This window comes from Phormidium sp. FACHB-592 (assembly GCF_014695795.1).
Taxonomy (GTDB): Bacteria; Cyanobacteriota; Cyanobacteriia; order Leptolyngbyales; family Leptolyngbyaceae; genus Stenomitos.
In genome coordinates, this window is the sequence record NZ_JACJOZ010000074.1 from 178,041 (window position 1) to 201,029 (window position 22,989).

General features: G+C 50.2%; 15 protein-coding genes. 5 read left to right on the top strand and 10 right to left on the bottom strand.

Translation table 11 applies throughout. The features are described 5' to 3' along the window. Positions 1-192 precede the first annotated feature (192 nt). From H6F86_RS19695 to rpsT, 5 genes are all read right to left on the bottom strand, one after another. Positions 193-4,203 carry a DNA-directed RNA polymerase subunit beta' gene (locus tag H6F86_RS19695; RefSeq protein ID WP_190450398.1) on the bottom strand — a complete coding sequence of 1,337 codons (4,011 nt, stop codon included), beginning with the start codon at positions 4,201-4,203 and terminating at the stop codon, positions 193-195. Positions 4,204-4,303: 100 nt separating this feature from the next. After that, positions 4,304-6,178 (bottom strand): DNA-directed RNA polymerase subunit gamma, encoded by a 1,875-nt coding sequence (locus H6F86_RS32895; protein ID WP_190450399.1) that lies wholly within the window; start codon positions 6,176-6,178, stop codon positions 4,304-4,306. A 123-nt stretch (positions 6,179-6,301) separates the two neighbouring features. After that, positions 6,302-9,601, bottom strand: coding sequence for a DNA-directed RNA polymerase subunit beta (gene rpoB, locus H6F86_RS19705; RefSeq protein WP_190450400.1), 3,300 nt, complete (start codon positions 9,599-9,601; stop codon positions 6,302-6,304). 371 nt (positions 9,602-9,972) lie between these two features. Further along, a complete protein-coding gene (locus H6F86_RS19710) occupies positions 9,973-10,833 on the bottom strand; it encodes a TatD family hydrolase (RefSeq protein ID WP_190450401.1) in 861 nt (286 codons plus the stop codon). Between the two features lie 80 nt (positions 10,834-10,913). Then, positions 10,914-11,216 (bottom strand): 30S ribosomal protein S20, encoded by a 303-nt coding sequence (gene rpsT, locus H6F86_RS19715; protein WP_190450402.1) that lies wholly within the window; start codon positions 11,214-11,216, stop codon positions 10,914-10,916. 220 nt (positions 11,217-11,436) lie between these two features. On the opposite strand from rpsT, the gene hisD reads away from it, so the two are divergent. Continuing rightward, complete coding sequence (gene hisD, locus H6F86_RS19720; protein ID WP_190450403.1) at positions 11,437-12,750, top strand: histidinol dehydrogenase; 1,314 nt, start codon at positions 11,437-11,439, stop codon at positions 12,748-12,750. 43 nt (positions 12,751-12,793) lie between these two features. On the opposite strand, the gene H6F86_RS19725 is transcribed toward hisD, so the two are convergent. Together H6F86_RS19725 and H6F86_RS19730 are read right to left on the bottom strand one after the other, a co-directional pair. Beyond that, a complete protein-coding gene (locus H6F86_RS19725) occupies positions 12,794-13,309 on the bottom strand; it encodes a hypothetical protein (protein WP_190450404.1) in 516 nt (171 codons plus the stop codon). Between the two features lie 8 nt (positions 13,310-13,317). Then, complete coding sequence (locus H6F86_RS19730) at positions 13,318-13,698, bottom strand: hypothetical protein (protein WP_190450405.1); 381 nt, start codon at positions 13,696-13,698, stop codon at positions 13,318-13,320. Between the two features lie 182 nt (positions 13,699-13,880). Here H6F86_RS19730 and hslO point away from each other — a divergent pair, with 182 nt between their 5' ends. Beyond that, positions 13,881-14,786, top strand: coding sequence for an Hsp33 family molecular chaperone HslO (hslO, locus tag H6F86_RS19735; RefSeq protein ID WP_190450406.1), 906 nt, complete (start codon positions 13,881-13,883; stop codon positions 14,784-14,786). 29 nt (positions 14,787-14,815) lie between these two features. Here the strand turns inward: hslO and H6F86_RS19740 are convergent, their stop codons facing one another. Continuing rightward, positions 14,816-15,046, bottom strand: coding sequence for a ChaB family protein (locus H6F86_RS19740; protein WP_242033603.1), 231 nt, complete (start codon positions 15,044-15,046; stop codon positions 14,816-14,818). Positions 15,047-15,136: 90 nt separating this feature from the next. Between H6F86_RS19740 and hemL the strand changes: the two genes are divergently transcribed. Continuing rightward, positions 15,137-16,435: a glutamate-1-semialdehyde 2,1-aminomutase gene (gene hemL / locus H6F86_RS19745; RefSeq protein WP_190450407.1), complete on the top strand. Its 1,299-nt coding sequence runs from the start codon at positions 15,137-15,139 to the stop codon at positions 16,433-16,435. Positions 16,436-16,588: 153 nt separating this feature from the next. Here hemL and H6F86_RS19750 read toward each other — a convergent pair whose 3' ends face one another. Beyond that, positions 16,589-18,529, bottom strand: a complete 1,941-nt coding sequence (locus tag H6F86_RS19750; RefSeq protein ID WP_190450408.1) for a DUF3352 domain-containing protein — start codon at positions 18,527-18,529, stop codon at positions 16,589-16,591. Positions 18,530-19,430: 901 nt separating this feature from the next. Here H6F86_RS19750 and H6F86_RS19755 point away from each other — a divergent pair. Continuing rightward, the gene (locus tag H6F86_RS19755; RefSeq protein ID WP_190450409.1) at positions 19,431-20,195 is read left to right on the top strand and encodes an alpha/beta hydrolase; all 765 of its coding nucleotides are present in this window, start codon (positions 19,431-19,433) and stop codon (positions 20,193-20,195) included. Positions 20,196-20,510: 315 nt separating this feature from the next. Further along, the gene (locus H6F86_RS19760) at positions 20,511-21,461 is read left to right on the top strand and encodes a LysR family transcriptional regulator (RefSeq protein WP_190450410.1); all 951 of its coding nucleotides are present in this window, start codon (positions 20,511-20,513) and stop codon (positions 21,459-21,461) included. A 78-nt stretch (positions 21,462-21,539) separates the two neighbouring features. On the opposite strand, the gene H6F86_RS19765 is transcribed toward H6F86_RS19760, so the two are convergent. Then, positions 21,540-22,733 (bottom strand): Coenzyme F420 hydrogenase/dehydrogenase, beta subunit C-terminal domain, encoded by a 1,194-nt coding sequence (locus H6F86_RS19765; RefSeq protein ID WP_190450411.1) that lies wholly within the window; start codon positions 22,731-22,733, stop codon positions 21,540-21,542. Between the last annotated feature and the right edge of the window lie 256 nt (positions 22,734-22,989).

Genomic DNA, 22,989 nt, shown 5'->3' on the forward strand with positions numbered 1-22,989 from the left:
CCAGTTGGTCTTGCGCTGATTAGTCTTACAGCGGTCTTTAGACGAGTGCTACACAAGTAACGCCTCTGGATTAAGGCAAACCAGACAATTCGTATGGCATACATAAATAAAAATTGCTGTAAACCAATTTAAATGAAAAAGGGGCGCGATTGCCGCACCCCTCTATCAACAGAGCTTTATACCCCTTAGATGTTACTCGTCGTCAAGATCAACATCGACATCCACGTCAACATCAACGTCTATATCGTCAACATCATCGCTGATTAAATCGTCATCTTCCAGAATGGGCGACAACGGTTCGACTTCAGCCGCCGCACCAACTACACCGAAGTTGTCGAAGGTATAGCTAGGACGCTCATCGAAACTGTCTAACCCGTAGGAACGAGCGGTGCGATCGTCCAGCACCACATCCTTAAGATCAGCATCATCGTCAAAGACACCGATGCCGTCGTAGGAGAGATCTACATCTGGGCTACCCTGCTCCTCGTACGCATTAAACCCTGTCCCCGCAGGAATCAAGCGTCCAATGATCACGTTTTCCTTCAAGCCGCGCAACCAGTCAGACTTACCTTCGATCGCGGCTTCCGTCAACACCCGTGTGGTTTCCTGGAAGCTAGCTGCCGAGATAAAGCTGTCGGTATTTAGCGAGGCTTTTGTGATGCCTAGCAGCACGGGAGTATACTCTGCGGGTGCACCACCTGTAATCGCCATGGCTTCGTTGACCTGCTCTACCTGGTAAAGCTCTACAAGCTCACCGGGCAGCATAGTCGTGTCACCACCGTCGTCCACACGTGCTTTGGAGGTCATCTGACGTACCACAACCTCGATGTGCTTGTCTGAAATATCAACCCCTTGAGATTGATACACCGACTGCACCTCGTTCACCAGGAATGTCTGCACCATCTGCAAACTCACCAGTGCCGCATCATGGACACCATCACTTTCCCGACGATATTTGAAGAAGACCTCCAAAATTTCGTGAGGATTAGCCGGTCCATCGGTAAGCGGTTCGGCTGCAAGGACTTCTTGCCCATCCGAGACAATGACGTTTTGCCCAGGACCAATGAGGTATTCGGCAATCACACCATCGTTTTCAATCACCTTCACCTTCACCGAGTCGTCATCACCGTATACAACCTGTGCGACCCCCGGTCGTGCTGCCAACACACACGCCTCTTTAGGTTTCCGCGCTTCCAACAGTTCTTCAATCCGGGGCAAACCCTGGATAATGTCCCCTGTCTTCGTGCGCTCAAACACCAGAATGACTAGGTTGTCACCCCGTTGCACCAGATCACCATCATCAATGTGCAGAACGGCTCCCGGCGAAACGCGGTAAGGGCGAGCATACCTCAGCGTCACCTCAGCCTCTCCAACGCTAACGACCTGCCCCGACTCTTGTAGAGGAACACCTGGAGCCAGGTCAGAACCTGCCACTAGGAGATCACCTACTTTAACGGTCGGGGGCTTGCCTTTCGTTGGCACTGTCACCATATCGGCAGGACGTACAACTAGAATCCGGCGAATAGCTTCAGCCGCCTCGCGAATCCCTTGCACTTCCCCTGCTTCTTTACACAGAATTTCAGTGCGGGCAACAACAGCGCCAGGGGCAATTTGGTCGCCATCTTTAACTAGCACACGTGTTCTTGTGGGACCCTGGGTTGGATCAGCGGCAATATCGCGGCGGATCACCAGCGACTCTAGAATCACAAGTTGGAGGCGCATAGTGTCTGCATCGGTTTCGTCTGGCACTAGTTCAATGTCAGCCGCAAGCTGGGGAGCATCCTGACCGATTTCCAGCACAAGCTGAATCTTCAGGAGTTCCAGACCTTCAACCGATTTGACACGCTCACCATCTTTGTACGGTAAACGCTGCACTGCCCGCAGACGAATAGCACGTCCCGATTCCTCGTTCGTCGATTCTTGGCTGGGTACAGAAGGCTCGTCAGGCACAGCAAATTCCGTCACAGGACGCAGCAACATGGCTGGACCTTCAGGCGTTTCAACATACTCGGCATAGCGTAATTCTTCAGAGACCAATCCTGGCATGACCGTTTGACCAGGATTCACCAGCACGCTTTCTTTGGTGATGATGTCGTCTAAACTATCAATCATGTGCAGATCGCCTGGTTTAATCACGATTTCGCGCAAAATGTCATTTTTCTGCGTGACTTCGATGACACCATTACTTTGGCAAAAGATGTCTTTCACCACTTCGGTTCCCGCTTCGACATACTGACCATCTTCGACCAGCAAAAGCGAAATGTCTTTGTTGACTTCGTGTGCTTCTTCAGGAATCCACAACAAGGTACCGCCTTTAACGACTTCGTACCCTTGCTTTGCTTTGCCACGTTTGGCAACTTCAACGCCTGAGTACTTGATGATGCCGCCTGTCTGCGTCCGGTAGTGATCATCAATCAGTTCAGCGACAACCTGATTATTGGTGACTTTAGTCCCTGGAGTCGCTTTAAGCGAGAAGAGCTGGTTGTAGTTAGTTTCAACCAGATAATGATCGCGCCCTTGATAGCTCTCTGCTCGTACTTTCGCTTCATCTAAGAAGACAGAAGCAGTGATGATTTCCACTTCTCGTCCGCCTTTGCCCTCTGTTTCTTGGGGCAAGCGAACGACCCCACCATGCTCGGTGACCAGCTTGGTTTCGGCGATTACACTTTCGACATCAATACGATCGCCGTTCTTGACGGTCGGCTCGGCACCTGGCGGTAAGTTATACACCTCACCCGATCGAATCCAGACCAGACCACCCCGCTGTGCAATGCGGGTTGTATTGCCCTGACGGTCTTTTTTCTCTTCAGGTACAAGATCAGCGAATTGGACTTCGCCTGCCATGTCAGAGGCAACGTCTTTCGCCGCTTTTTCAGTCGTTTTGCGTGCGCGCCCCGTCAAAGGCACTTCTGCTAAGATTTGACCTTCTTTGACCTTTTGACCATCTTTAACCAGCAGCGTTGCACCCTGTAGAACAGAGAAGGTTTGCTGCCGTCCGTCCTTGTTTTCCAGAGTCAACTTAGAACTCGCTTCCACCGATTCGACCGTGTAGGCATCTTCACCATGGCGGGTACGATAGGGGCGGGTACGCAGTTTTTTGGGGAATTTCAGAGTGCCATCGAACTGTGCCTTTTCTTGACGCGCCATTTCACCTGTGAACACACCACCTGTGTGAAAGGTTCGCATCGTGAGCTGTGTACCAGGTTCACCAATGGATTGGGCAGCAATGATCCCTACTGCTTCACCAATATCAACCATGTGAGCGTGTGCCAGACTCCAGCCATAGCAATGCTGACAGACAGATCGAGTGGCTTCGCAGGTAAGGGGCGATCGCACAATTACTTCTTGTAGCTTTGCTCTGCCGATGTGATCTGCCATTTCGTCCGTAATGGACTGATTGCGAGCCACAATGACTTCACCTGTTTCGGGATCAACCATTGGTTCAGCCGCAACACGACCCAGCAAGCGATTTTTCAGCGGAATGAGGACGCGATCGCCATCCATCATGCTTTGAACCGGAATGCCGCGTTGGGTGCCGCAGTCTAGTTCCCGAATGATCACATCTTGAGAGACATCGACCAGACGGCGGGTGAGGTAGCCAGAGTCGGCAGTACGAAGTGCCGTATCTACCAACCCTTTGCGCGCACCATAGGATGAGATGATGTACTCAGTAACGGTCAGCCCTTCACGAAAGTTAGTCTTAATCGGCAAGTCAATAATTTCGCCCTGCGGATCTGCCATCAAACCTCGCATACCAACCAACTGCCGCACCTGCGAGATGTTTCCCCGTGCGCCAGAAAAGGCCATCATATAAACCGAGTTAAGGGGGTTGTTCGCTCTAAAGTGGCGTACCACCTCATCTTTTAACTCTTCACTTGCACCGTTCCAGGTATCAATTACTTTTTGGAAGCGCTCTACTTCAGTGATCTCGCCCCGCGTATAGCGTTCTTCCGTTACCCGGATTGTTTCTTCAGCGGCATCCAGCAATTTTCGCTTAGTCGGGGGGATTTGCAGATCGTCCACACTAATTGAAACGCCTGCTCGAGTCGCGTAGCGGAAGCCCAGCTCTTTAAGCTGATCTGCCATCTGGGCTGTGCGAGCTGAACCGTGGGTGGTAAAGGCCCAAGAGATCAACTTCCGAAGCTGCCCTTTGTCTACCACACGGTTACGAAAAACTGGTTGGTTCTGTTGCTGCTCTACCATGAGTTGTCCCGCTTATCCCATGAATGAATGTCAATTTTGGCTTTTAGCGTTTGGTCTCACTCTCAAAGACAAAACGCTAAAAGCCCGAAGCTAAAATTGCCTAGACCGCCAACGCATCTTGGATGGCTTTGTTGTAGATAATCCGTCCTGGAGTCGTTTGGATATATTGCGAAATCAGCTTTCCGTCAGCATCATGCCGCGATCGCCGAAACTTATAGATGCGGGTAACCACTCCGTCGCTCGACGTTAGCTCTTCTACTACGTCATGGTCCGGCTCATCCGTCTCAACTTCGCCGTCAAAGCGCACCCACACATGAGCATGGAGGTCTACTTGCTGCTGCTCGTAAGCCGTGATGGCATCCTCTAGGCTAGAGAAATAGCGCTCACGACTGCTATCAGCATCTGGGTTCTCTGCTGTCAGGTAATAGCAACCAAGCACCATATCTTGACTAGGAGTAATAATCGGGCGACCCGTAGCAGGCGACAGGATATTGTTGGATGCCAACATCAACAGCCGTGCTTCTGCTTGAGATTCGATCGACAGCGGCACGTGTACCGCCATTTGGTCACCATCGAAGTCAGCGTTAAAGGCTGGACAAACCAATGGATGAAGCTGAATCGCCCGTCCATCTACCAAAATCGGCTCAAACGCCTGAATACCTAAACGGTGCAGCGTGGGTGCCCGGTTGAGCATCACAGGATGACCATCGATCACCTCTTCCAGAACATCCCACACCGTTGGATCGTTGCGCTGAATGAGCTTTTTCGCAGCTTTGATGTTGTTGACCAAGCCCTGCCGAATCAACCGATGAATCACAAATGGCTGGAATAGCTCGATCGCCATTTCCCTTGGCAGCCCACACTGATGAATTTTCAGCTTAGGACCGACCACAATGACCGATCGTCCAGAGTAGTCAACTCGCTTACCTAGTAGGTTTTGACGGAAACGTCCTTGCTTCCCTTCAATAATGTCGGATAGAGATTTGAGTGGACGGTTATTGGCACCAACCACCGTACGCCCACGACGACCATTATCAATCAGGGCATCAACGGCTTCTTGCAGCATCCGTTTTTCATTACGGACAATGATTTCAGGCGCTAGAATTTCCTGCAAGCGCGCCAGACGATTGTTCCGGTTAATGACCCGGCGATAGAGGTCATTCAAGTCAGAGGTTGCAAAACGTCCACCGTCTAGCTGCACCATAGGGCGCAAGTCAGGCGGGATTACAGGGATGACTGATAGAACCATCCAGTCAGGCTGTGAACCAGTTGCAATAAAGTTATCAATAACCCGCAGGCGCTTGATCAGCTTTGCTCGTTTCTGCCCTTTAGACGTAGCAATCTCTTCGCGGAGTTGCTCAGCTTCTTTTTCTAACTCAATGTCTTGCAGTAGGCGTTGCAGTGCTTCCGCACCAATACCAACCTCAATACCTGACAGTTTAGAATCTTCACTGTAGAGTTCATCTTCAATCTCAATCCACTGATCTTCCGTCAGCAGTTGCTTGTAAGTAAGGTTCTCTGCGTTACCAGGAGACAGCACTACATACGCATTAAAGTAAACAATTTGCTCGACATCCCGTAGGGGCATATCTAACAAGATTGCCATGTAGCTGGGGATGCCCTTGAGATACCAAACATGAGCAACTGGAGCCGCTAGCTTGATATAGCCCATGCGGTGACGACGGACACGCGATTCGGTCACTTCTACGCCACAGCGTTCGCATACAATACCCCGATGACGCACACGCTTATATTTGCCGCAGTGACACTCCCAATCCTTCGCGGGACCAAAGATGCGCTCACAGAACAGCCCGTCCATTTCGGGCTTGAGCGTCCGATAGTTAATTGTTTCTGGTTTTGTGACTTCGCCTACAACTTGCCCATTTGGTAAGGTGCGCTCTCCCCACTGGCGAATCCGCTCTGGCGACGCCAGACCAATCTTCACATAGTCAAACCGCTGCTCTAGCTTTGGCATCGTGTCTTTCCTTCTTTACTGTGGCGACAAAAATCTTATACGGTAGGACCAAGTGGCTAAGGGGAAGGGCACAGAAAACTAAATAGCTTTTTTGAACCCTTCTCCCTCAGCTTCTTTCCCTAGCTATTCGTCACTCTCGTCTATCTCATCTCTTGAAATAGATTCGTAGGTTGGTCGGGAGGGTGCGCGGCGGCTGCTAACATCCGCCATAAGGTCAACTTCACTGTCGCGGCTAGTGCCATCTTCTCGGGTATCTAGCTTATGCACCGCTACATCAAGGCAGAGCGATTGCAGCTCACGCATCAGCACCTTAAACGATTCAGGCGTGCCAGGTCGGGGAATTGCCTTGCCCTTCACGATCGCGTTTAGCGCTTCGTTCCGACCCTGCATATCATCTGATTTGACAGTGAGCAACTCCTGCAAGGTGTAGGCAGCACCAAACGCTTCCAGTGCCCAAACTTCCATTTCACCAAACCGTTGTCCACCTTGCTGCGCTTTACCGCCCAATGGTTGTTGGGTAACAAGCGAGTAAGGACCTGTTGAACGAGCATGGATTTTGTCGTCAACCAGGTGAACCAGCTTCAGCATATATGCCTTGCCAACGGTAATGGGGCGATCGAAGGCCTCACCTGTCCGTCCATCAAACACTTGCGTTTTGCCAGCATTTTCAGGATCAAACAGCCAGTCCTTTGCCAGAATCTCACTTGCCTCAGTCAGCTTGCCGTGAACCGTCTCACGGGACTTTTCTTCGCCATGCATTTCGTCAAAGGGTACCACCTTGAACCGGACATCCAAGTTTTCACCTGCCCAGCCCAACAAACACTCGTAAACCTGCCCCACGTTCATCCGGGACGGCACACCCAAAGGATTTAGCACAATATCTACAGGTGTACCATCGGGCAAATAAGGCATATCTTCCACCGGCAGAATGCGGGAAATAATGCCTTTGTTGCCATGACGACCCGCCATCTTGTCGCCGACTTGAATCTTCCGCTTTTGGGCGACATAGACCCGTACGACCATGTTGGCTCCGGGCGGCAGTTCGTCTCCTTGCTCCCGAGTAAAGACGCGCACGTCAACAACCCGACCTTTTTCACCGTTTGGCACACGCAAAGAGTTGTCACGTACATCTCTCGCTTTTTCACCAAAGATGGCACGCAGCAGCTTTTCTTCAGGTGGTTGGTCTGACTCACCTTTGGGGGTTACTTTACCAACTAAAATGTCGCCAGCTTCTACCCAAGCACCAATGCGGATAATACCCGTTTCATCGAGCTGACGTAGAGAGTCTTCACCCACGTTAGGAATTTCGCGAGTGATTTCTTCTGGTCCAAGTTTGGTCTGCCGCGCCTCAATCTCAAATTTCTCAATGTGGATAGAGGTATAGGTGTCATTAGAAACAAGACGTTCGCAAATGAGGATGGCATCTTCGTAGTTGTAGCCTTCCCAGGGCATATAAGCGACCAGGATGTTCTGCCCAAGCGCCAGTTCACCCTTTTCAGTCGCAGAGCCATCAGCCAGCACTTGACCTGTAACTACTTTGTCACCAACGAAGACGATTGGACGCTGGTTTAAACAGGTGTCCTGGTTAGAGCGCTGGTACTTTTGCAGTTGGTACTCAATTTCACTTCCATCAGAACTGGTTACCCGTAAGCGATCAGCAGAGACATAGGTTACTTCCCCATCTGTGCGGCTCACGATAACCATCCCAGAGTCACGCGCTGCCTGCGCTTCTAGACCAGTACCGACTAACGGACGTTCTGGACGCAGCAGTGGTACTGCCTGACGTTGCATGTTTGATCCCATCAACGCTCGGTTCGCGTCGTCATGTTCAAGGAAGGGAATTAGCGATGTTGCTACCGAAATAATCTGCACAGGTGAGACCGCTACATAGTCCACCTCGTCCCGTGTCGTAGTCGTAAACTCTTGCCGATAACGTACTGGCACCGTTTCACCCAGGATGTTTCCAGCTTCATCCATCGTGACATCACCTGCCGCGACCCGTAGATCGTCTTCTTCGTCTGCTGTCATATAGACAGGAGGACGTTCTTTAATGACTCGTCCTGCTTCTACAGGGTAGAAGGGGGTTTCAATAAAACCGTAAGCATTAACCCGCGCATGGGTTGCCAAAGAGCCAATCAATCCTGCATTCGGACCTTCAGGCGTTTCAATGGGACAGATACGACCGTAGTGGGAGGGATGAATATCCCGCACCGCGAAGCCAGCCCGTTCCCGAGTGAGACCACCTGGCCCTAAGGCACTGAGACGGCGCTTGTGAGTTAGCTCTGCCAATGGATTCGTTTGATCCATAAACTGAGAGAGCTGAGAGGACCCGAAGAACTCTTTGATTGCCGCAACCAGAGGCTTGGGATTAACCAGAGACGCTGGCGTGAGAGATTCGGCATCCGAAACAGTCATGCGCTCTCGAATGATGCGTTCCAAACGGTTGAGTCCAACACGCACCTGGTTTTGAAGCAGTTCACCGACTGATCGCACGCGACGATTGCCAAGATGGTCAATATCATCAATGCTACCAATGTCGAATTCTAGATTGATCAGATAGTCGATCGCAGCCAGAATATCCTGCGCTGTCAACACGCGGGTTGGCTCAGGCACGTTTAGCCGCAGCTTCTTGTTTAGCTTGTAGCGACCAACTTTGCCTAAGTCATAGCGCTTGGGATCAAAGAAGCGAGAATCGAGCAACTGTTGACCACCAGAAACGGTTGGTGGCTCACCTGGACGCAGCTTGCGATACAACTCCATCAGCGCTTCTTCTTCGCCGAATTGCCCTTCTTTTTCGATCGTCTTCTGAAAGTACTCAGGGTGGCGTAGCGCATCAAAAATTTCGCCATCACTCAAGCCCAGCGCTTTTAGCAAGACCTGCGCCGAGAGTTTGCGAGTCTTGTCAATCCGCACCCAAACCAAATCATTCTTATCAGTTTCAAACTTGAGCCACGCGCCCCGGTTGGGGATCAAGCTAGCATTGTAGGTGCGGCGACCGTTTTTATCAGTTTCGGATTTGTAGTAGACACCAGGGCTACGTACGATCTGATTAACGATCACGCGCTCGGCTCCGTTAATGATGAACGTGCCGCGATCGGTCATCAGCGGCAAATCGCCGATAAAAACTTCTTGCTCTTTGATTTCGCCCGTTTCTTTATTGATCAAGCGAGTGGGTACATACATCTGCACCGCATAGGTACTGTCCCGCCGCTTAGCTTCGTCTACATCGTACTTTGGTCGCTTGAGCTTGTAATCTTTGCCCAAGAAGTGTAGCTCTAGCTTTCCCGTATAGTCAGTAATGGGGGAAAAGCTATCCAGCTCTTCAATCAGCCCTTCTTCGAGAAACCAGCGAAAGCTAGCCCGCTGAATCTCAACTAGATCCGGTAGTGTAAAGGCGGGTGGGGTATATGTCTGCTCAGTCATGCGTCTCCTCGAAGGGGTCACGCCCAGCGCGAGTCCCAGATTTTATGTGGTCTGTACGAAAATGTCAATACAAAAAGCCTGGGTTCTAGCGAGAACCCAAGAAACAAATGATTCAGTTTAAGTAGACGTTTGACAGTTCAGGGCTATCTCCAAGGCATTAATGTCAGGTTCAGAGCGTGTACTGCTTCATCACATCTCTCTATGAAAATAGGAGAGAAAGCGTCTTTATATCCTATTAGGTGCCTGAAGCACAAAGGCAGCAGCCACCCTGTAATCGATCGTGGCGTTGAGTAACTGGGTATCCATACTTCCATTCATTATGACGTAGAAATGCTAATTTGGCGGATTAACCAATACCAAAAATCGGCGACTCAGTCAACAGTGCTGGTAGCAGTTCCCATCATCAGTTCAGCAGACAAATCCAATTCAGTTGCAGGCAGCAAAGGAACAGGTATGGGTAAGTTGAATAATCGGCAAGCATTTTGAGTTGTTTGCAGCGCCAAATCGCTTAGAGGCATCTGCCGTAACCGGGCAACCTGTTCCGCCACGAACCGGACATAAGCAGGCTCATTACGTTGACCCCGTTTTGGAACTGGAGCCAGAAAGGGGCAATCCGTTTCAATGAGCAGACGATCGCCAGGCACCATCTGAGCCGACTCATGGATTTGCGTTGCTTTAGGAAACGTCACCGTCCCACTAAAGCTGACAAATAAACCTAGATCTAGAAACCACTGCGTTTCCTCAGGAGTGCCGCCCCAGCAGTGCATGACCCCCTTAACGGCACCGTGTTGCTGCCAGAATGTCCGGAGCATCGCTGCCATTGACTCCGCAGCCTCACGACAATGAATAATCACAGGACGATCAAGCTGCTGGGCAATTCGCAATTGCGCGTTAAAGGCTGCTTCCTGCTGCTCCCGATTGCTCGCCTTGAAAAAGTCCAAGCCTGTTTCACCGATCGCCACTACTCGCGTATCAGACTGAGCTAGCGTCAAAATCTCGTTGGCAGAGGTGTCCATCCACTTTGTCTCAACATCCAGAGGATGCAATCCCACAGCAAAAAAAAGCTCTGAAAATCGATCCGCTAAAGATTTAATGACTGGAAACTCGTCGGGAGAGACACAAGAGTGAACAAGACGAGTAATACCAGAGTCACGCCACCTTACAGCGATTGTGTCCAGATCAGCCTGGAATGAATCAAAGTTAATATGGACATGAGTATCAATCAACTGCATGAAAACAAAGATTAAGGGCTAACGGTCAGAAGATGAGCAGTCTTGAGTCTGCAACCGTAGGATGGCACTAAACTTAATCTTCAGGAAGCTGATCTAGGTGCTTCATGCTTTTTCAACGTACGAGCAATTAGGGACTTTTTCCGCGCACCTGTATTAGGGTGCAAAGCGCCTCGCTTAACGGCTTTATCAATTTTGCTATATGCAGCAGCCTGGGTCAGCTTAACAGCTTGCTCCAACTCAGGACTTGGGCTTGCCGCATAACTACTTACTGCTGCAAGGTATTTCTTTATTAACGTCTTTACAGCGGACTTATAGCTCTTGTTGCGTAGACGATTGCGTTCGGCGATATCAACGCGCTTAATAGCAGACTTAATATTAGCCACAGTAAATCCCGGAGACCTTTCTATTGAACATTATTTGAGCAGACGCGCTATACGTCAGGTAAATAACTATAGCATCTCCTTCCAATGATAACGTGATCCCCAAAAAATCCAGGTTAAGCTAGAGTAGCGATTACAGATATCTCTGGTGCTCAGGGTTTCCAGGAGGCACCGCGACTCTGTTTTCACTGGGACAATTCCTAAGACTTGGCATTCCTACTCCATGCTGCGAATTATTACTCAGCGGGCTGATGCGCGAACTGAATTGCGACGGATCTGCGATCGTACTCACGATGAGCAGGTTGTCCATAAAGAAGCAACGGTACGGGAAGTGCTTCAGGCTGTAAAGCGTCAGGGAGACCGAGCCGTCCTGCACTACACCACCGAATTTGATCGGCTTACCCTTAAGCCGGAAGAGTTGCGCGTGAGCGGTTCTGAACTGGATGCTGCATACCAACAAGTATCGAAGGAACTGCTGAATGCGATTCGCCTTGCCTGTCGGCAAATTGAAGCCTTTCATCGTCAGCGCGTGCCAAAAAGCTGGGTGCAGTTTGCCGAAGATGAGGTTGTGCTGGGTAAACGCTACACGCCAGTTGATCGTGCAGGGCTATACGTTCCTGGTGGACAAGCGTCGTATCCCAGCACGGTGCTAATGAATGCTGTGCCCGCTAAAGTCGCGAATGTGCCCCGTATTGTCATGGTGACGCCTCCAGGTGCGGGGAAAACGATCCATCCCGCCGTGCTAGTAGCAGCTCAAGAAGCAGGGGTTGAAGAGATTTATCGAGTGGGTGGGGCACAGGCGATCGCAGCGCTTGCCTATGGCACCGAAACGATCCCTAAAGTTGATGTGATTACTGGACCTGGCAACATCTATGTCACGCTGGCAAAGAAACTGGTTTATGGCACGGTGGGTATTGATTCGCTAGCAGGTCCATCAGAAGTGCTGATTATTGCGGATAAAGTAGCGAATCCCGTCCACGTTGCGGCGGATATGCTGGCGCAAGCGGAGCACGATCAGATGGCAGCCGCAATTTTGCTGACTGATGACTCTGTGTTAGCACGCAAGGTAGTAGACGAAGTAGCACGACAGTTAATGGATCACCCTCGTCGTTTGCTGACGGAGAAAGCGATCGCGCACTATGGCTTAGTCGTGGTCGTCGAGTCGTTGGACGATGCGGCTGAATTGTCGAACGAATTTGCCCCTGAACATTTAGAACTTGAAATTGCTGATCCCTGGGGTTTGCTAGAAAAGATTCGTCACGCTGGAGCAATCTTCCTTGGCTGCTCTACGCCAGAAGCGGTGGGCGATTATTTAGCTGGTCCAAACCATACCTTGCCCACGTCTGGCTCTGCTCGCTATGCCTCGGCGCTTAGTGTGGAAACCTTCTTAAAGCACTCCAGCTTGGTGCAGTACTCCCAGACAGCGCTGCAAAAAGTAGCGGGCGCGATCGACGCGCTGACAATAGCAGAAGGTCTACACTCTCATGGCGAATCAGTTCGCTTGCGTGTACGCGGTAGCCTTAACCCAGAGCCGTAACAGGGCAGGGGCAACCTGGAAGATTACCGCACATTTGGAGTAGCTAGAAACTGCGCGAGCCTTTGTAGCCTGATGCCGTTGCAAGCTCGTCAAGCGATTGAGTGCCCATGTAGGTTTTGCCCCTAATTTTCCAAGTAGGATAGCCCTCAATTTTTTCTGCTTCGCAAAGGTTAGGGCGTGAGTTTTTCCCATCATTAGCGCACTCAACGTAAGGAAGCTGGGCGACAGCTTTCTGCCCAAACAATTGCAGTTGCTCATGACAGTGAGGGCACCAATAGGCTCCATACATCTTTGCTCCTACACGTTTGAGGTGCTTTGCTAGCGCGATCGCCGCAGTACTAGACGTTGTAGTGATAGGCGGAAGAGTGCCAACCGGAGCAACTGTAGATTCAGATTGAGCCACTGTGATTGGAGCGACGGTCGGTTGAGCGATCGTCGTCCCTTCCTTAGAACCGAAGAATGAAGGAGCGATCGCATCCGAGCGTACGACACTGACTGCCAGCGCCAAACCTGTACTGACTAACGCGCCTGTTAGAACCAAAGCGTGAAGTGTTTTCATTCGTTAATTTATTTGCTAGCAAGAAACCGTCGGAGTTGCAGCAGGCTTGCCGTCTGCGCCAAGTTTAGGGGCAATAGCGAAACACCTTCTAACCGCGACTGTACCCAACCATCACCCCAGTACCATTCGTGAAAACCATCAACACCTTGGCTCAAGAGTAGACGCAGGCTGTTTGGCTGTACTTGATCCACAGTCTGCTGAATGGCGATCGGACCTGCCCAACTAGTAAACGTCAACCCTGGCTGTAATTGTTCAGGCAAACCGCGCTCAAGCCGCAGCGGTGACATCCACTGTTGTAGTTTGCCTGAGTCAGTTAAACTCTGCCGTAAATCTGCTTCAGAAGCAGCAATTTCAATGCGGAGACTACTTTGCTGAAAGATGCCAAGCATGACAATGATAGAGACAACTCCTTCAGTATGCCAAATGTAGGAGAAACGCTAAAAAGCCAAAAGCGGAAAGTGGTGGAGCGAGCCCTTAAATGAAACGTCTTTAACCTGTTTCCGTCCTTCTGACTGTTCTCCAACACTTTAGAATAGAAGGATAAGATGGTTAAGAAACGTAAGGAATTTTCATGGCTGATCAGCTAATTCGCGCTACCGCAGCTGAGGGAGGCATCCGGGCTGTGGGAGTGATCACAACCCGCTTGACCGAAGAAGCCAGACAGCGGCACAATCTTTCGTATGTTGCGACAGCAGCGTTGGGTCGGACAATGACAGCCGGACTACTGCTCGTATCCAGCATGAAGCGGGCTGAGTCAAGGATCAACATTCGCATACGGGGCAATGGTCCTCTGGGTGGCATCTTGATTGATGCCGGACTGGATGGGACAGTACGTGGCTATGTGGATAACCCCACGATCGAATTACCGCCGAGTGCTAAAGGCAAACTAGACGTAGGCGGTGCAGTTGGGCAAGATGGCTATGTATATGTGGTTCGAGATGTTGGCTATGGCTACCCCTACTCCAGCACGGTAGAACTGGTTTCAGGTGAAATCGGCGACGACTTGACGCATTACCTCGTCACTTCTGAGCAAACGCCTTCAGCGCTTGTTTTGGGCGTGTTTGTCGAAGCAAGTGGTGTGACGGCAGCAGGAGGCTTGCTGATTCAGGTCTTACCTAAAGCTGCCAGCGATGAAACGTTAGTTGAGCTATTAGAGTCGCGCCTTTCCTCCCTATCTGGCTTTACACCACTGTTGCAAGAGGGCAAAACACTGCCCGATATTTTTGAGCTGCTGCTAGGTGATTTGGGGCTAGAAATTTTGCCAGAAGTGCAGCTAGTACGGTTTCATTGCCGCTGTTCGTTTGATCGTGCCCTTCGGGCGCTCAAACTATTTAGTACAGCGGAGCTACAAGATATGATCGATCGCGATCACGGAGCCGAAGCAATCTGCGACTTTTGTGGTAACGTCTACCGAGCCACCAGCGAGGAACTTGCACAACTGATTAATGATTTACAGGCAGAATCATCTCAAGGATAAGTTTAAAGCAAACCGCTGATCGTTTTAGACTAGCGAAGGATAGCCCTGTTGGGACTACACATCTGGTTTCTCACCGCACTCCAGGCAATCTGATGTGCTTTTGACTCTTCGCCATACCATTGGATCGCTGAGTTAAACGCAACTCGGTAAAAGTTTTGTGCTGCCTCTGAGAGACGGGTACGAATACTAACAGGCAAATCTTGATTGTTTAAGTAAGACATAGCAATCAACTCCTGCGATGGCGAATGGGATAATGACATAGTAAAACGCTGCAAAAAACTGCACACCCTCTTTAGGCTGAATTCCTTCGATCGAAGCTATTCAACCTACCGAACGTTAAGGAGACAACTTTGATTACCACAAGCTTGAATACAACCAAATCAGAAGAAATTTTTGCCGCTGCTCAAAAGCTGATGCCAGGAGGCGTTAGCTCGCCTGTCCGTGCATTCAAATCAGTCGGTGGACAGCCGATTGTGTTCGACCATGTTAAAGGAGCCTATGCCTGGGATGTCGATGGCAACCGCTACATTGACTACATCGGCACCTGGGGACCTGCTATCTGTGGTCATGCTCATCCCGACGTACTGAAAGCACTACATGAAGCGCTAGAAAAAGGTACTAGCTTTGGCGCGCCTTCTAGTCTGGAGAATGTTCTGGCTGAAATGGTTATTGATGCTGTGCCCAGTATCGAAATGGTGCGCTTCGTCAATTCAGGTACAGAAGCGTGTATGTCGGTGCTGCGCCTGATGCGTGCCTTCACCGGGCGGGAAAAAATCATCAAATTTGAAGGCTGCTATCACGGGCACGCTGATATGTTTCTGGTGAAAGCTGGGTCGGGTGTAGCAACGCTAGGGTTGCCTGATTCCCCAGGAGTGCCAAAATCGACAACTGACAATACGCTGACGGCTCCATTCAACGATTTAGAAGCTGTGAAAGCGTTGTTTGAAGCTAATCCTGATGCGATCGCTGGCGTCATTTTGGAGCCGATCGTTGGTAACGCGGGTTTTATTCCACCTGATGCAGGCTTCTTGCCAGGGCTACAGGAACTAACCCGTGAATACGGCGCGCTGCTAGTCTTTGATGAAGTGATGACTGGCTTCCGCATTGCTTATGGTGGTGCCCAAGAGAAGTTTGGCATTACTCCTGACCTGACAACCCTCGGTAAGATCATTGGTGGTGGTTTGCCAGTGGGTGCGTATGGCGGACGACGCGACATTATGGCAATGGTTGCTCCAGCCGGTCCTATGTACCAGGCAGGTACGCTGTCTGGTAATCCTCTAGCGATGACAGCGGGTATTAAGACGCTGGAGCTACTGCGGCAACCAGGCACCTACGAGCAGCTCGATCGCATCACGAAGCGCCTTGCAACCGGGCTGCTACAAATTGCGAAAGAGACTGGGCACGCCTCCTGTGGCGGACAAATTAGCGGTATGTTTGGTTTCTTCTTCACTGCTGGACCTGTCCACAACTATGAGGATGCCAAACTGTCCGACCTGAGCAAATTTAGCCGTTTCCATCGCGGAATGTTGGAGCACGGCGTTTATCTAGCTCCTTCGCAGTTTGAGGCTGGTTTTACCTCGCTGGCTCATACAGATGAGGATATTGACCATACCCTCGAAGCCGCTCGGACTGTACTGTCAAGCCTGTAGAGTTCTAGCTTCAATTAGTACGAAAGGGTCGATCAACCGTCTGGTAAGCCATAACTTTATGTAAGCGAATAGCCCTTCTCTCGCACACATAAAGTTATGGCAGCAAGAAAACGCATTGAGCTAACCGTAGCAATGCAGCCACGGCGAGTCATTCTACTGCGGCTGTTTTACTGGAGCCAGTACCCAAAGCGAGTCCAATCGTTGTGCGTCGGCAGTTGCAGAGTTTGACGTGCTAACACTGCGAACGGTGCCTGCTATCCGTTGAAATTCCTGTACAAACAGCGAATCACTGGTAGATACAGGGGGCAAGATTAGGTTGTAAAGGAAAGAAAGCGTTGCGCCCATATTGACGTAGAAGTAGCCATCGTTAGGGATAGGAAAACTAGCGGTGGCAGTTTGAAAGGTATGATTCAAGTGCAGGGGCAAATAAGGTTCGGGGTTGAGTGCGGCCATTGGTGTCACCCCTGTTGTAATGACGAGTGTGTTGGCATCAACCCAGCCATGCGAAAGAAAGCTCAGCGTTTTGCCCCTATCCTTGGCTTCCCAACTAACGATCGACTGTCCTTTCAGTCGTTTGGGCACAATTACCACTTCACCCTTCGCCTCTTTTTTAACAAACTGATCCAGCTTTTTGAGGGCAAGTTCCGCAGCAGCGCGATCGCTGGTTTGAATCATCAAACCCACTCCCAAGTCAAGCTTGGAGTTAATGGAGTTAAAAAGACCACCCCTAGCTGGAAAGAGGAAAAACGCATACTCACCGTCCATCCAAGGAAATACGTCTTTTTCAGGATCTAGCCCCACAGCACGCAGTGATTCGCGAAAGCCTGTCAGGGCAAGCTGAGTATTTGGATCGTTCTGGGACTCTTTGAGCGAGGTTTGCCACTGCTCCTTAAAGTTGCGACTGCTAGCAGAGAGGAAGGTCGCAGCAGGTAGACGAGTCATAATTTGGTTTGCATCGGACGTTGCCCGTGTTGCCAGATCGGGTCGCGGTGTTGTGTAGTAGATATTGACCTGACTGTGGATGCCCTCTGGTTGTAGCCAGACATGACTATCAGCCGTGCTGTAGAGCTTCGTCAGGGCAGAAAGTTGGCTTTCATACAGAGTTGGTAAGCCCAAGCCAAACGTTGATGCTGGCGAGGCTTTGACGATCGCTAAGATAAACTTACTAATTGCTGCAACATTGCCATAGCTAGTCAGGAGCGATCGTTCTGCATGAGGATGTTGCAGCGTGCGTCGAAACAAAGGGTTCTGCGTCAGTGGTTCTTTTTCAGCACGGGCATCAATCAAGTCTTCTAGAGTCTGCGCCTGTACAGCCACAGCAACATTGCCTGGTAGTAAAGCGATCGCCATACCTTTTGGCTTTAACAACTCTGACGCATCAAAATCTGATGGTTTATCTGGTTTTGGTGTCTCGTCCGGGTCTGTTGACTCGTCTGAGCTTGACGGCTCCTCTGGTTCTGAAGCAGGTGGTATTGTCTCTAGCTGCGCCACTAGCTGCTTCACGGGCTGCCCTAGCAAGGCACGAGTCGGCTGGACAAACCCACGCCACGGAATGCTACGTTGAGTTGTTGCATCTGGTTCTTCTGTAGCAGGGGAGGTTTCCTCAGCCGATGCAGACCATTGCAGCAGCGTGACCCCTTTATATTCCCGCTCAATGTCTGGGTTGCCTCGTGTTGCTTTGAGCTTACTGAGAAAACGATCGAAGCGATCGCGATCTTTGATGGGTGCCACTAACACTGCACTTGCGTCCAGGGTTTGGAACACGGTTCCTGCGATCGATCCTGCTGTTGGTACTAACGCCACTGCTACTTGGTCGCCAAGCCAGGGCTGAATATCCTGAGTAAAGTCGATCGCGCCGGGTAAAAACGGCGCGCTGAAAGGAATGCGGAGCGATTCTGGTAAGGGATTGAAGCGATCGAGCGCTGCCCATGCAGTTGGTTTAGCATTCACTAGCACCAAGCCTGGAGTATTGGCTGGCAGCACAGTAGTGACGGCAGGTAGCGATAGTTGCGGCACAGGAGCAGCATGAACAACGGCATAACTAGGTAGCAAGGCTATGACCGTCAAGAACGACACAGAAACATGACGCAACACCACTTTTTCCTCCAACCGTAAACTCACTATATAGACCCTAGGCAGCGGGCTTGAAAGACTAAATGCCGCACAGAAACCAACTATTTCAAGACAGTGACTAATGCCAGGATGCTTACTGAAGTAGAAAGCAGGCGTTCTCATCTTCCGTCGGAAATCAGCCTTATAGCCAGGCTTTCAGGCAACCCTAGCCTATTTTGCTACGATCGCCAAGATTTGTGACCCGTAATTTTACCCTTCAGCCAACTTCGCTTCCAACTAAAGGAAGTCTAAAAAATAGACGCAGCCTTGCCCTACACAATCACGCTAAAACTAGAGCGTATCTTCTTACTGGATACTCTTAGTAGCTACTGGTAAGCCATCTAAAAAGCTGACTCTAACTGTCACGAGTGCCAGCCTTACTTGAAGGAGCAGTGCCATACGTAGCCCAATCATGTTTGTTCAGGAACAAAAACAGCTTGAATACTTGCCGCCACCAGTCCTTAAGCATTGGAAGCGAGAAGCATAAAGCTGCTAAATGATGGGGATAACAGTCTTGGACAAGCACTTGTCACAGAGGCAACTGTAGCACAAAGCTATTGAAACTAAATGGCAATAGCTTTTGCCGTCCTACTTCTAGAAGGAATCGTCCCAAGCTACTTTAACGCTGAAAAGCAGGTCTTCAAGGCTGAGAGTTTCACTCAACATCTAAATTTACACTTATTTGCAGCTTGCTATTGCTACATAGTCGCAATAGTCATGATAGGATGTGCCCAGTTTCTTATTGAGACTTTAATGCAATAAGTTTGTGGCAGCTGTCTGTTTGAAGCTAGCAGCCGGAAGAAGTTGTTAGCTGTCAACTGGCAAAACGAACTCAGAACTTAAAACTTTCCTCACTCCTTACCCCTTACCACTTGGAGTTTTCATGTCCCTCTCCTTTGACGTCCTTTGGCTCAACGCTAGCCCTAGTTTGAAGCGTTTTGATCAACCGCTTTTACGTTACCTGTCAGAGCATCTTACAGTGGCACGATGGGAGTATAGCCAAGCGGACGATGAAGCCAGCTCACTGGAGACAGCCGTTGAGTTACTACATGACTTTCTGCAATGCCGTCAGCATCCTGTTCATCTAGCAGGTCATGGTCTGAGTGGAGTCTTAGGTTTGACTTATGCCCGTCTGTATCCAGAGCAAGTACAATCGCTGACGCTCCTGTCAGTAGCGGCACAGCCTGGTATTACATGGCAAGCGCACTATTATGTACAGCGCCAACTCATTGCATGTAGTCGTCAGCAGCTTTTGGCGTGCGTTATTCGTAGTCTGTTTGGGCAACAACTTCCCTATGGCATCAAAGCGTTAGTTACGTCTCTAGAGCGCGATTTAGAAGAGGCGCCTTCACCACATTCCCTGTTTAGGCTGGCTCACTTACCAAGAGGTGGCGTCACAATGCCCTTAATGGTGTGCGGCAGCAAGACCGATCCGGTCGTCCATCCGCCAGCGCTGCAAGAATGGCTAGAGTGCTTTAAGTCAGACGATGCACTCTGGCAGTGTCCCGATGGTCGTCACTTTTTTCACTACTTCTATCCAGAAGCAGTGGGAGAACAACTTTTGCAGTTTTGGCGTTGTTTAGAGGAGCAACACTCCGTGCGATCGCTACCACTTTTATCTAACTATTGCCCTGCCAAACCTGATTGATGATGAAGGGATAATCTCTTTGTATAATTTGATATAGTGCGTTCAACTATTGGCTCAACGGTAGGCGATCGCAAAGGCAAAAAGGGAAGCGTTGCACAGTGGCACAGCACCATCGCTTTTCAGACCTATCGGCTTGTGAGTCAGGCAAGACGGATGCTCTGAGATGTCGCTAACAGTGAAGCGTGTGCAACGCTAGTGAGAAGGGAGTTTGGACTCATACCAACGATGATACTGTTGAAATTCATAAACAGAAATCACACTATTCCTCTAGAATCATAGATTCTGGTTTATGGAAGAGCCTTAGAGGAACCCTGCTTGAAGAATGCAACGCTCCATCAGTTGAAAGTGTTTGAGGCAGTTGCGCGCCACAACAGCTTTACTCGCGCTGCGGAAGAACTCTTTCTGACGCAACCAACCGTGTCGATGCAGGTGAAACAACTGTCAAAATCAGTTGGTTTGCCGTTATTTGAGCAGGTCGGCAAACGGCTCTATCTCACTAGTGCTGGCAAGGAGCTGTACACAACTTGCCGAGAACTCTTTGATCGCTTGTTGCAGTTTGAGATTGCGATCGCTGATCTCAAAGGGCTCAAACAAGGCGCATTGCGGTTGGCAGTGGTGACGACTGCAAAGTACGTCATTCCCCGCTTGCTAGGACCCTTTTGTCAACGCTATCCCGGTATTGATGTTTCATTAACGGTGAATAACCATGCGTGGGTGTTAGAAAGTCTGGCAGACAATCGCAATGATCTGTACATTCTGAGCCAGCTACCTGAAGACATTGATGTAAAAGTGCATCCCTTTCTCGAAAACCCTTTGGTAGTGCTGGCTCAACGTCATCATCCCCTGGCGCAGGAGCGCAATATTCCCCTTAAACGGTTGGCAGAAGAACCGTTCATTATGCGGGAGCCTGGTTCGGGAACGCGCAAAGCGGTGCAAAAGCGGTTTGATGAGCAGGGTTTAGAGCTTAAGGTAAAACTAGATTTGGGCAGTAACGAAGCAATTAAGCAGGCAATCGCTGGTGGGCTGGGCATTTCGGTACTGTCGTTGCATACGCTGGCGCTGGAAGGACCTAATAGTCAGTTAACCATTCTGGATGTAGACGGCTTTCCGATCGAACACTATTGGTATGTCATTTATCCCTCTGGTAAGCAGCTATCCGTGATTGCTCGCACCTTCTTCGACTATCTGTTGAATGAAGGCAAAAATGTTGCTGAAGCCACCGCTTTTCAGGGAGTGTTTAGCAAGGGGCGGAAACCAGAAGGATAAGGGCTAAAGGCTAAAGTATAAAAAAAACGTCTCTTTTAGCCTTCATCCCTCATCCCTTTTAGCCTTCATCCCTTAGCCTTATTCTGGCAGTTTGTATTGCGCTACAATGCGCTTCGCATACTCTGGCACATGAGCCTCCAACTTTTCGGGGTAGTGGCGCTTGACGTAGAGGTAATTGCGGGTGAAGTGAGAGTCGATCGAAAAACGGGCGTACTCTAACCCTTTAGGACCAATCTTTTCAATGACAACACCCATAAGCTTTGCTGCCCACATCGGCAAAGTTACGCCCTTATCATAGGCAGGAATGCTTTGCTGCACAGCACTATGACGATCGCCTTGCGACATCACAGGCTGAGTTTCGATCTGATCCTGCACGAGATCGAGCATTTCCTGACCACGATCGTTGCGCACCACAATCCACTGCCAGCCAAAGGGTGCACCCATGTAACCCACTACCAGATCAGCCAGGGAGTTAACGTAGTCAAAACAGCTCATGCACGAGGGCGCAAATACATCTTTGAGCTGGTTTGTTTTTAAGCCAAAGAAGGGCACCGTTTCGCTAGAACCGTCTTCGTGCTTGAAGTGAACGCGGAAGTCTTGCATAAATTCGTAATGCACGACGGTAGAGGGCGATCGGCTGGTAGTATCAAGAAATTTCTGTAAGCCAGCGCGGGTCACGTTATCCACGCAGGGCGTTCCCAGGACGTAGAGTTTTTCTAAGCCCAACTGTTTCTCTACTGCCCGAAGCGCCTGAATCTGGCAGCCAACACCAATGACTAGCAGCCGCTTCATGCCCGACTGTTCAATTTCTTCTAGCACTGATAGGTTCGGCGACAGCGTCGGCTTATTTACTTTTGCCGCCAAGATCTCCTCTGGTGTGCGAGCTAGCACAGGTTTGGGCTGAAAGCGATCGTCGTCTGTGTTCTGCACGCAAACGACACCCTCAACCATGCCACGAGTCAGCATTTCAATGGCGATCGTGCTAACAATGCCTGTCCACTGTGCGCCCGGCAGTGGCTCCGTCTTGCGCGCTGCCATCATTGATTGACTAACCCCAAAGTACCACTCATCAGGGTTATCTAAATTACGGCTGCGATCGTGGATGTCTGCTTCCAGTTCAGCAATCTGCTGATGTAGGAAGGCACACGCTTCTTTGACATAGTGAATGTAATAGGTGTCACACAGTCCGCATTCGCTGCACAACGCTTTGGCAGGGCGACGACTAGAAGGGTTGAGAGCTTTCGCCTTTTTATGAGAGGGCGCTACGGTCATGATGTGAGGCAAGTTGAAACACTATTGATCACGATAACCCAACGCTGACCCGTCTGACACAGTGTTACGCCCGTTGCTTAACGTTGCCTTTTTATATCTGCAAACGCAAGACGGCGGACAACAAAAGACTTGTTATAAACGGCTCTGTGGGCAACATAAACTACCTTCAGAGAGAGGTAACACCCCTCTAATCAAGGGCAAACTTTAAGCTAAAGCCTTTGCAGCGATCGAGCACTCGCAAAGATGGGCGATCGTC

What these genes read in the sequence shown, in the direction of transcription:
- H6F86_RS19695 (WP_190450398.1), bottom strand. Translation starts at nt 4,203, where the DNA reads ATGGTAGAGCAGCAACAGAACCAACCAGTTTTTCGTAACCGTGTGGTA.
- H6F86_RS32895 (WP_190450399.1), bottom strand. Translation starts at nt 6,178, where the DNA reads ATGCCAAAGCTAGAGCAGCGGTTTGACTATGTGAAGATTGGTCTGGCG.
- rpoB (WP_190450400.1), bottom strand. Translation starts at nt 9,601, where the DNA reads ATGACTGAGCAGACATATACCCCACCCGCCTTTACACTACCGGATCTA.
- H6F86_RS19710 (WP_190450401.1), bottom strand. Translation starts at nt 10,833, where the DNA reads ATGCAGTTGATTGATACTCATGTCCATATTAACTTTGATTCATTCCAG.
- hisD (WP_190450403.1), top strand. Translation starts at nt 11,437, where the DNA reads ATGCTGCGAATTATTACTCAGCGGGCTGATGCGCGAACTGAATTGCGA.
- H6F86_RS19725 (WP_190450404.1), bottom strand. Translation starts at nt 13,309, where the DNA reads ATGAAAACACTTCACGCTTTGGTTCTAACAGGCGCGTTAGTCAGTACA.
- H6F86_RS19730 (WP_190450405.1), bottom strand. Translation starts at nt 13,698, where the DNA reads ATGCTTGGCATCTTTCAGCAAAGTAGTCTCCGCATTGAAATTGCTGCT.
- hslO (WP_190450406.1), top strand. Translation starts at nt 13,881, where the DNA reads ATGGCTGATCAGCTAATTCGCGCTACCGCAGCTGAGGGAGGCATCCGG.
- H6F86_RS19740 (WP_242033603.1), bottom strand. Translation starts at nt 15,046, where the DNA reads ATGTCATTATCCCATTCGCCATCGCAGGAGTTGATTGCTATGTCTTAC.
- H6F86_RS19755 (WP_190450409.1), top strand. Translation starts at nt 19,431, where the DNA reads ATGTCCCTCTCCTTTGACGTCCTTTGGCTCAACGCTAGCCCTAGTTTG.
- H6F86_RS19765 (WP_190450411.1), bottom strand. Translation starts at nt 22,733, where the DNA reads ATGACCGTAGCGCCCTCTCATAAAAAGGCGAAAGCTCTCAACCCTTCT.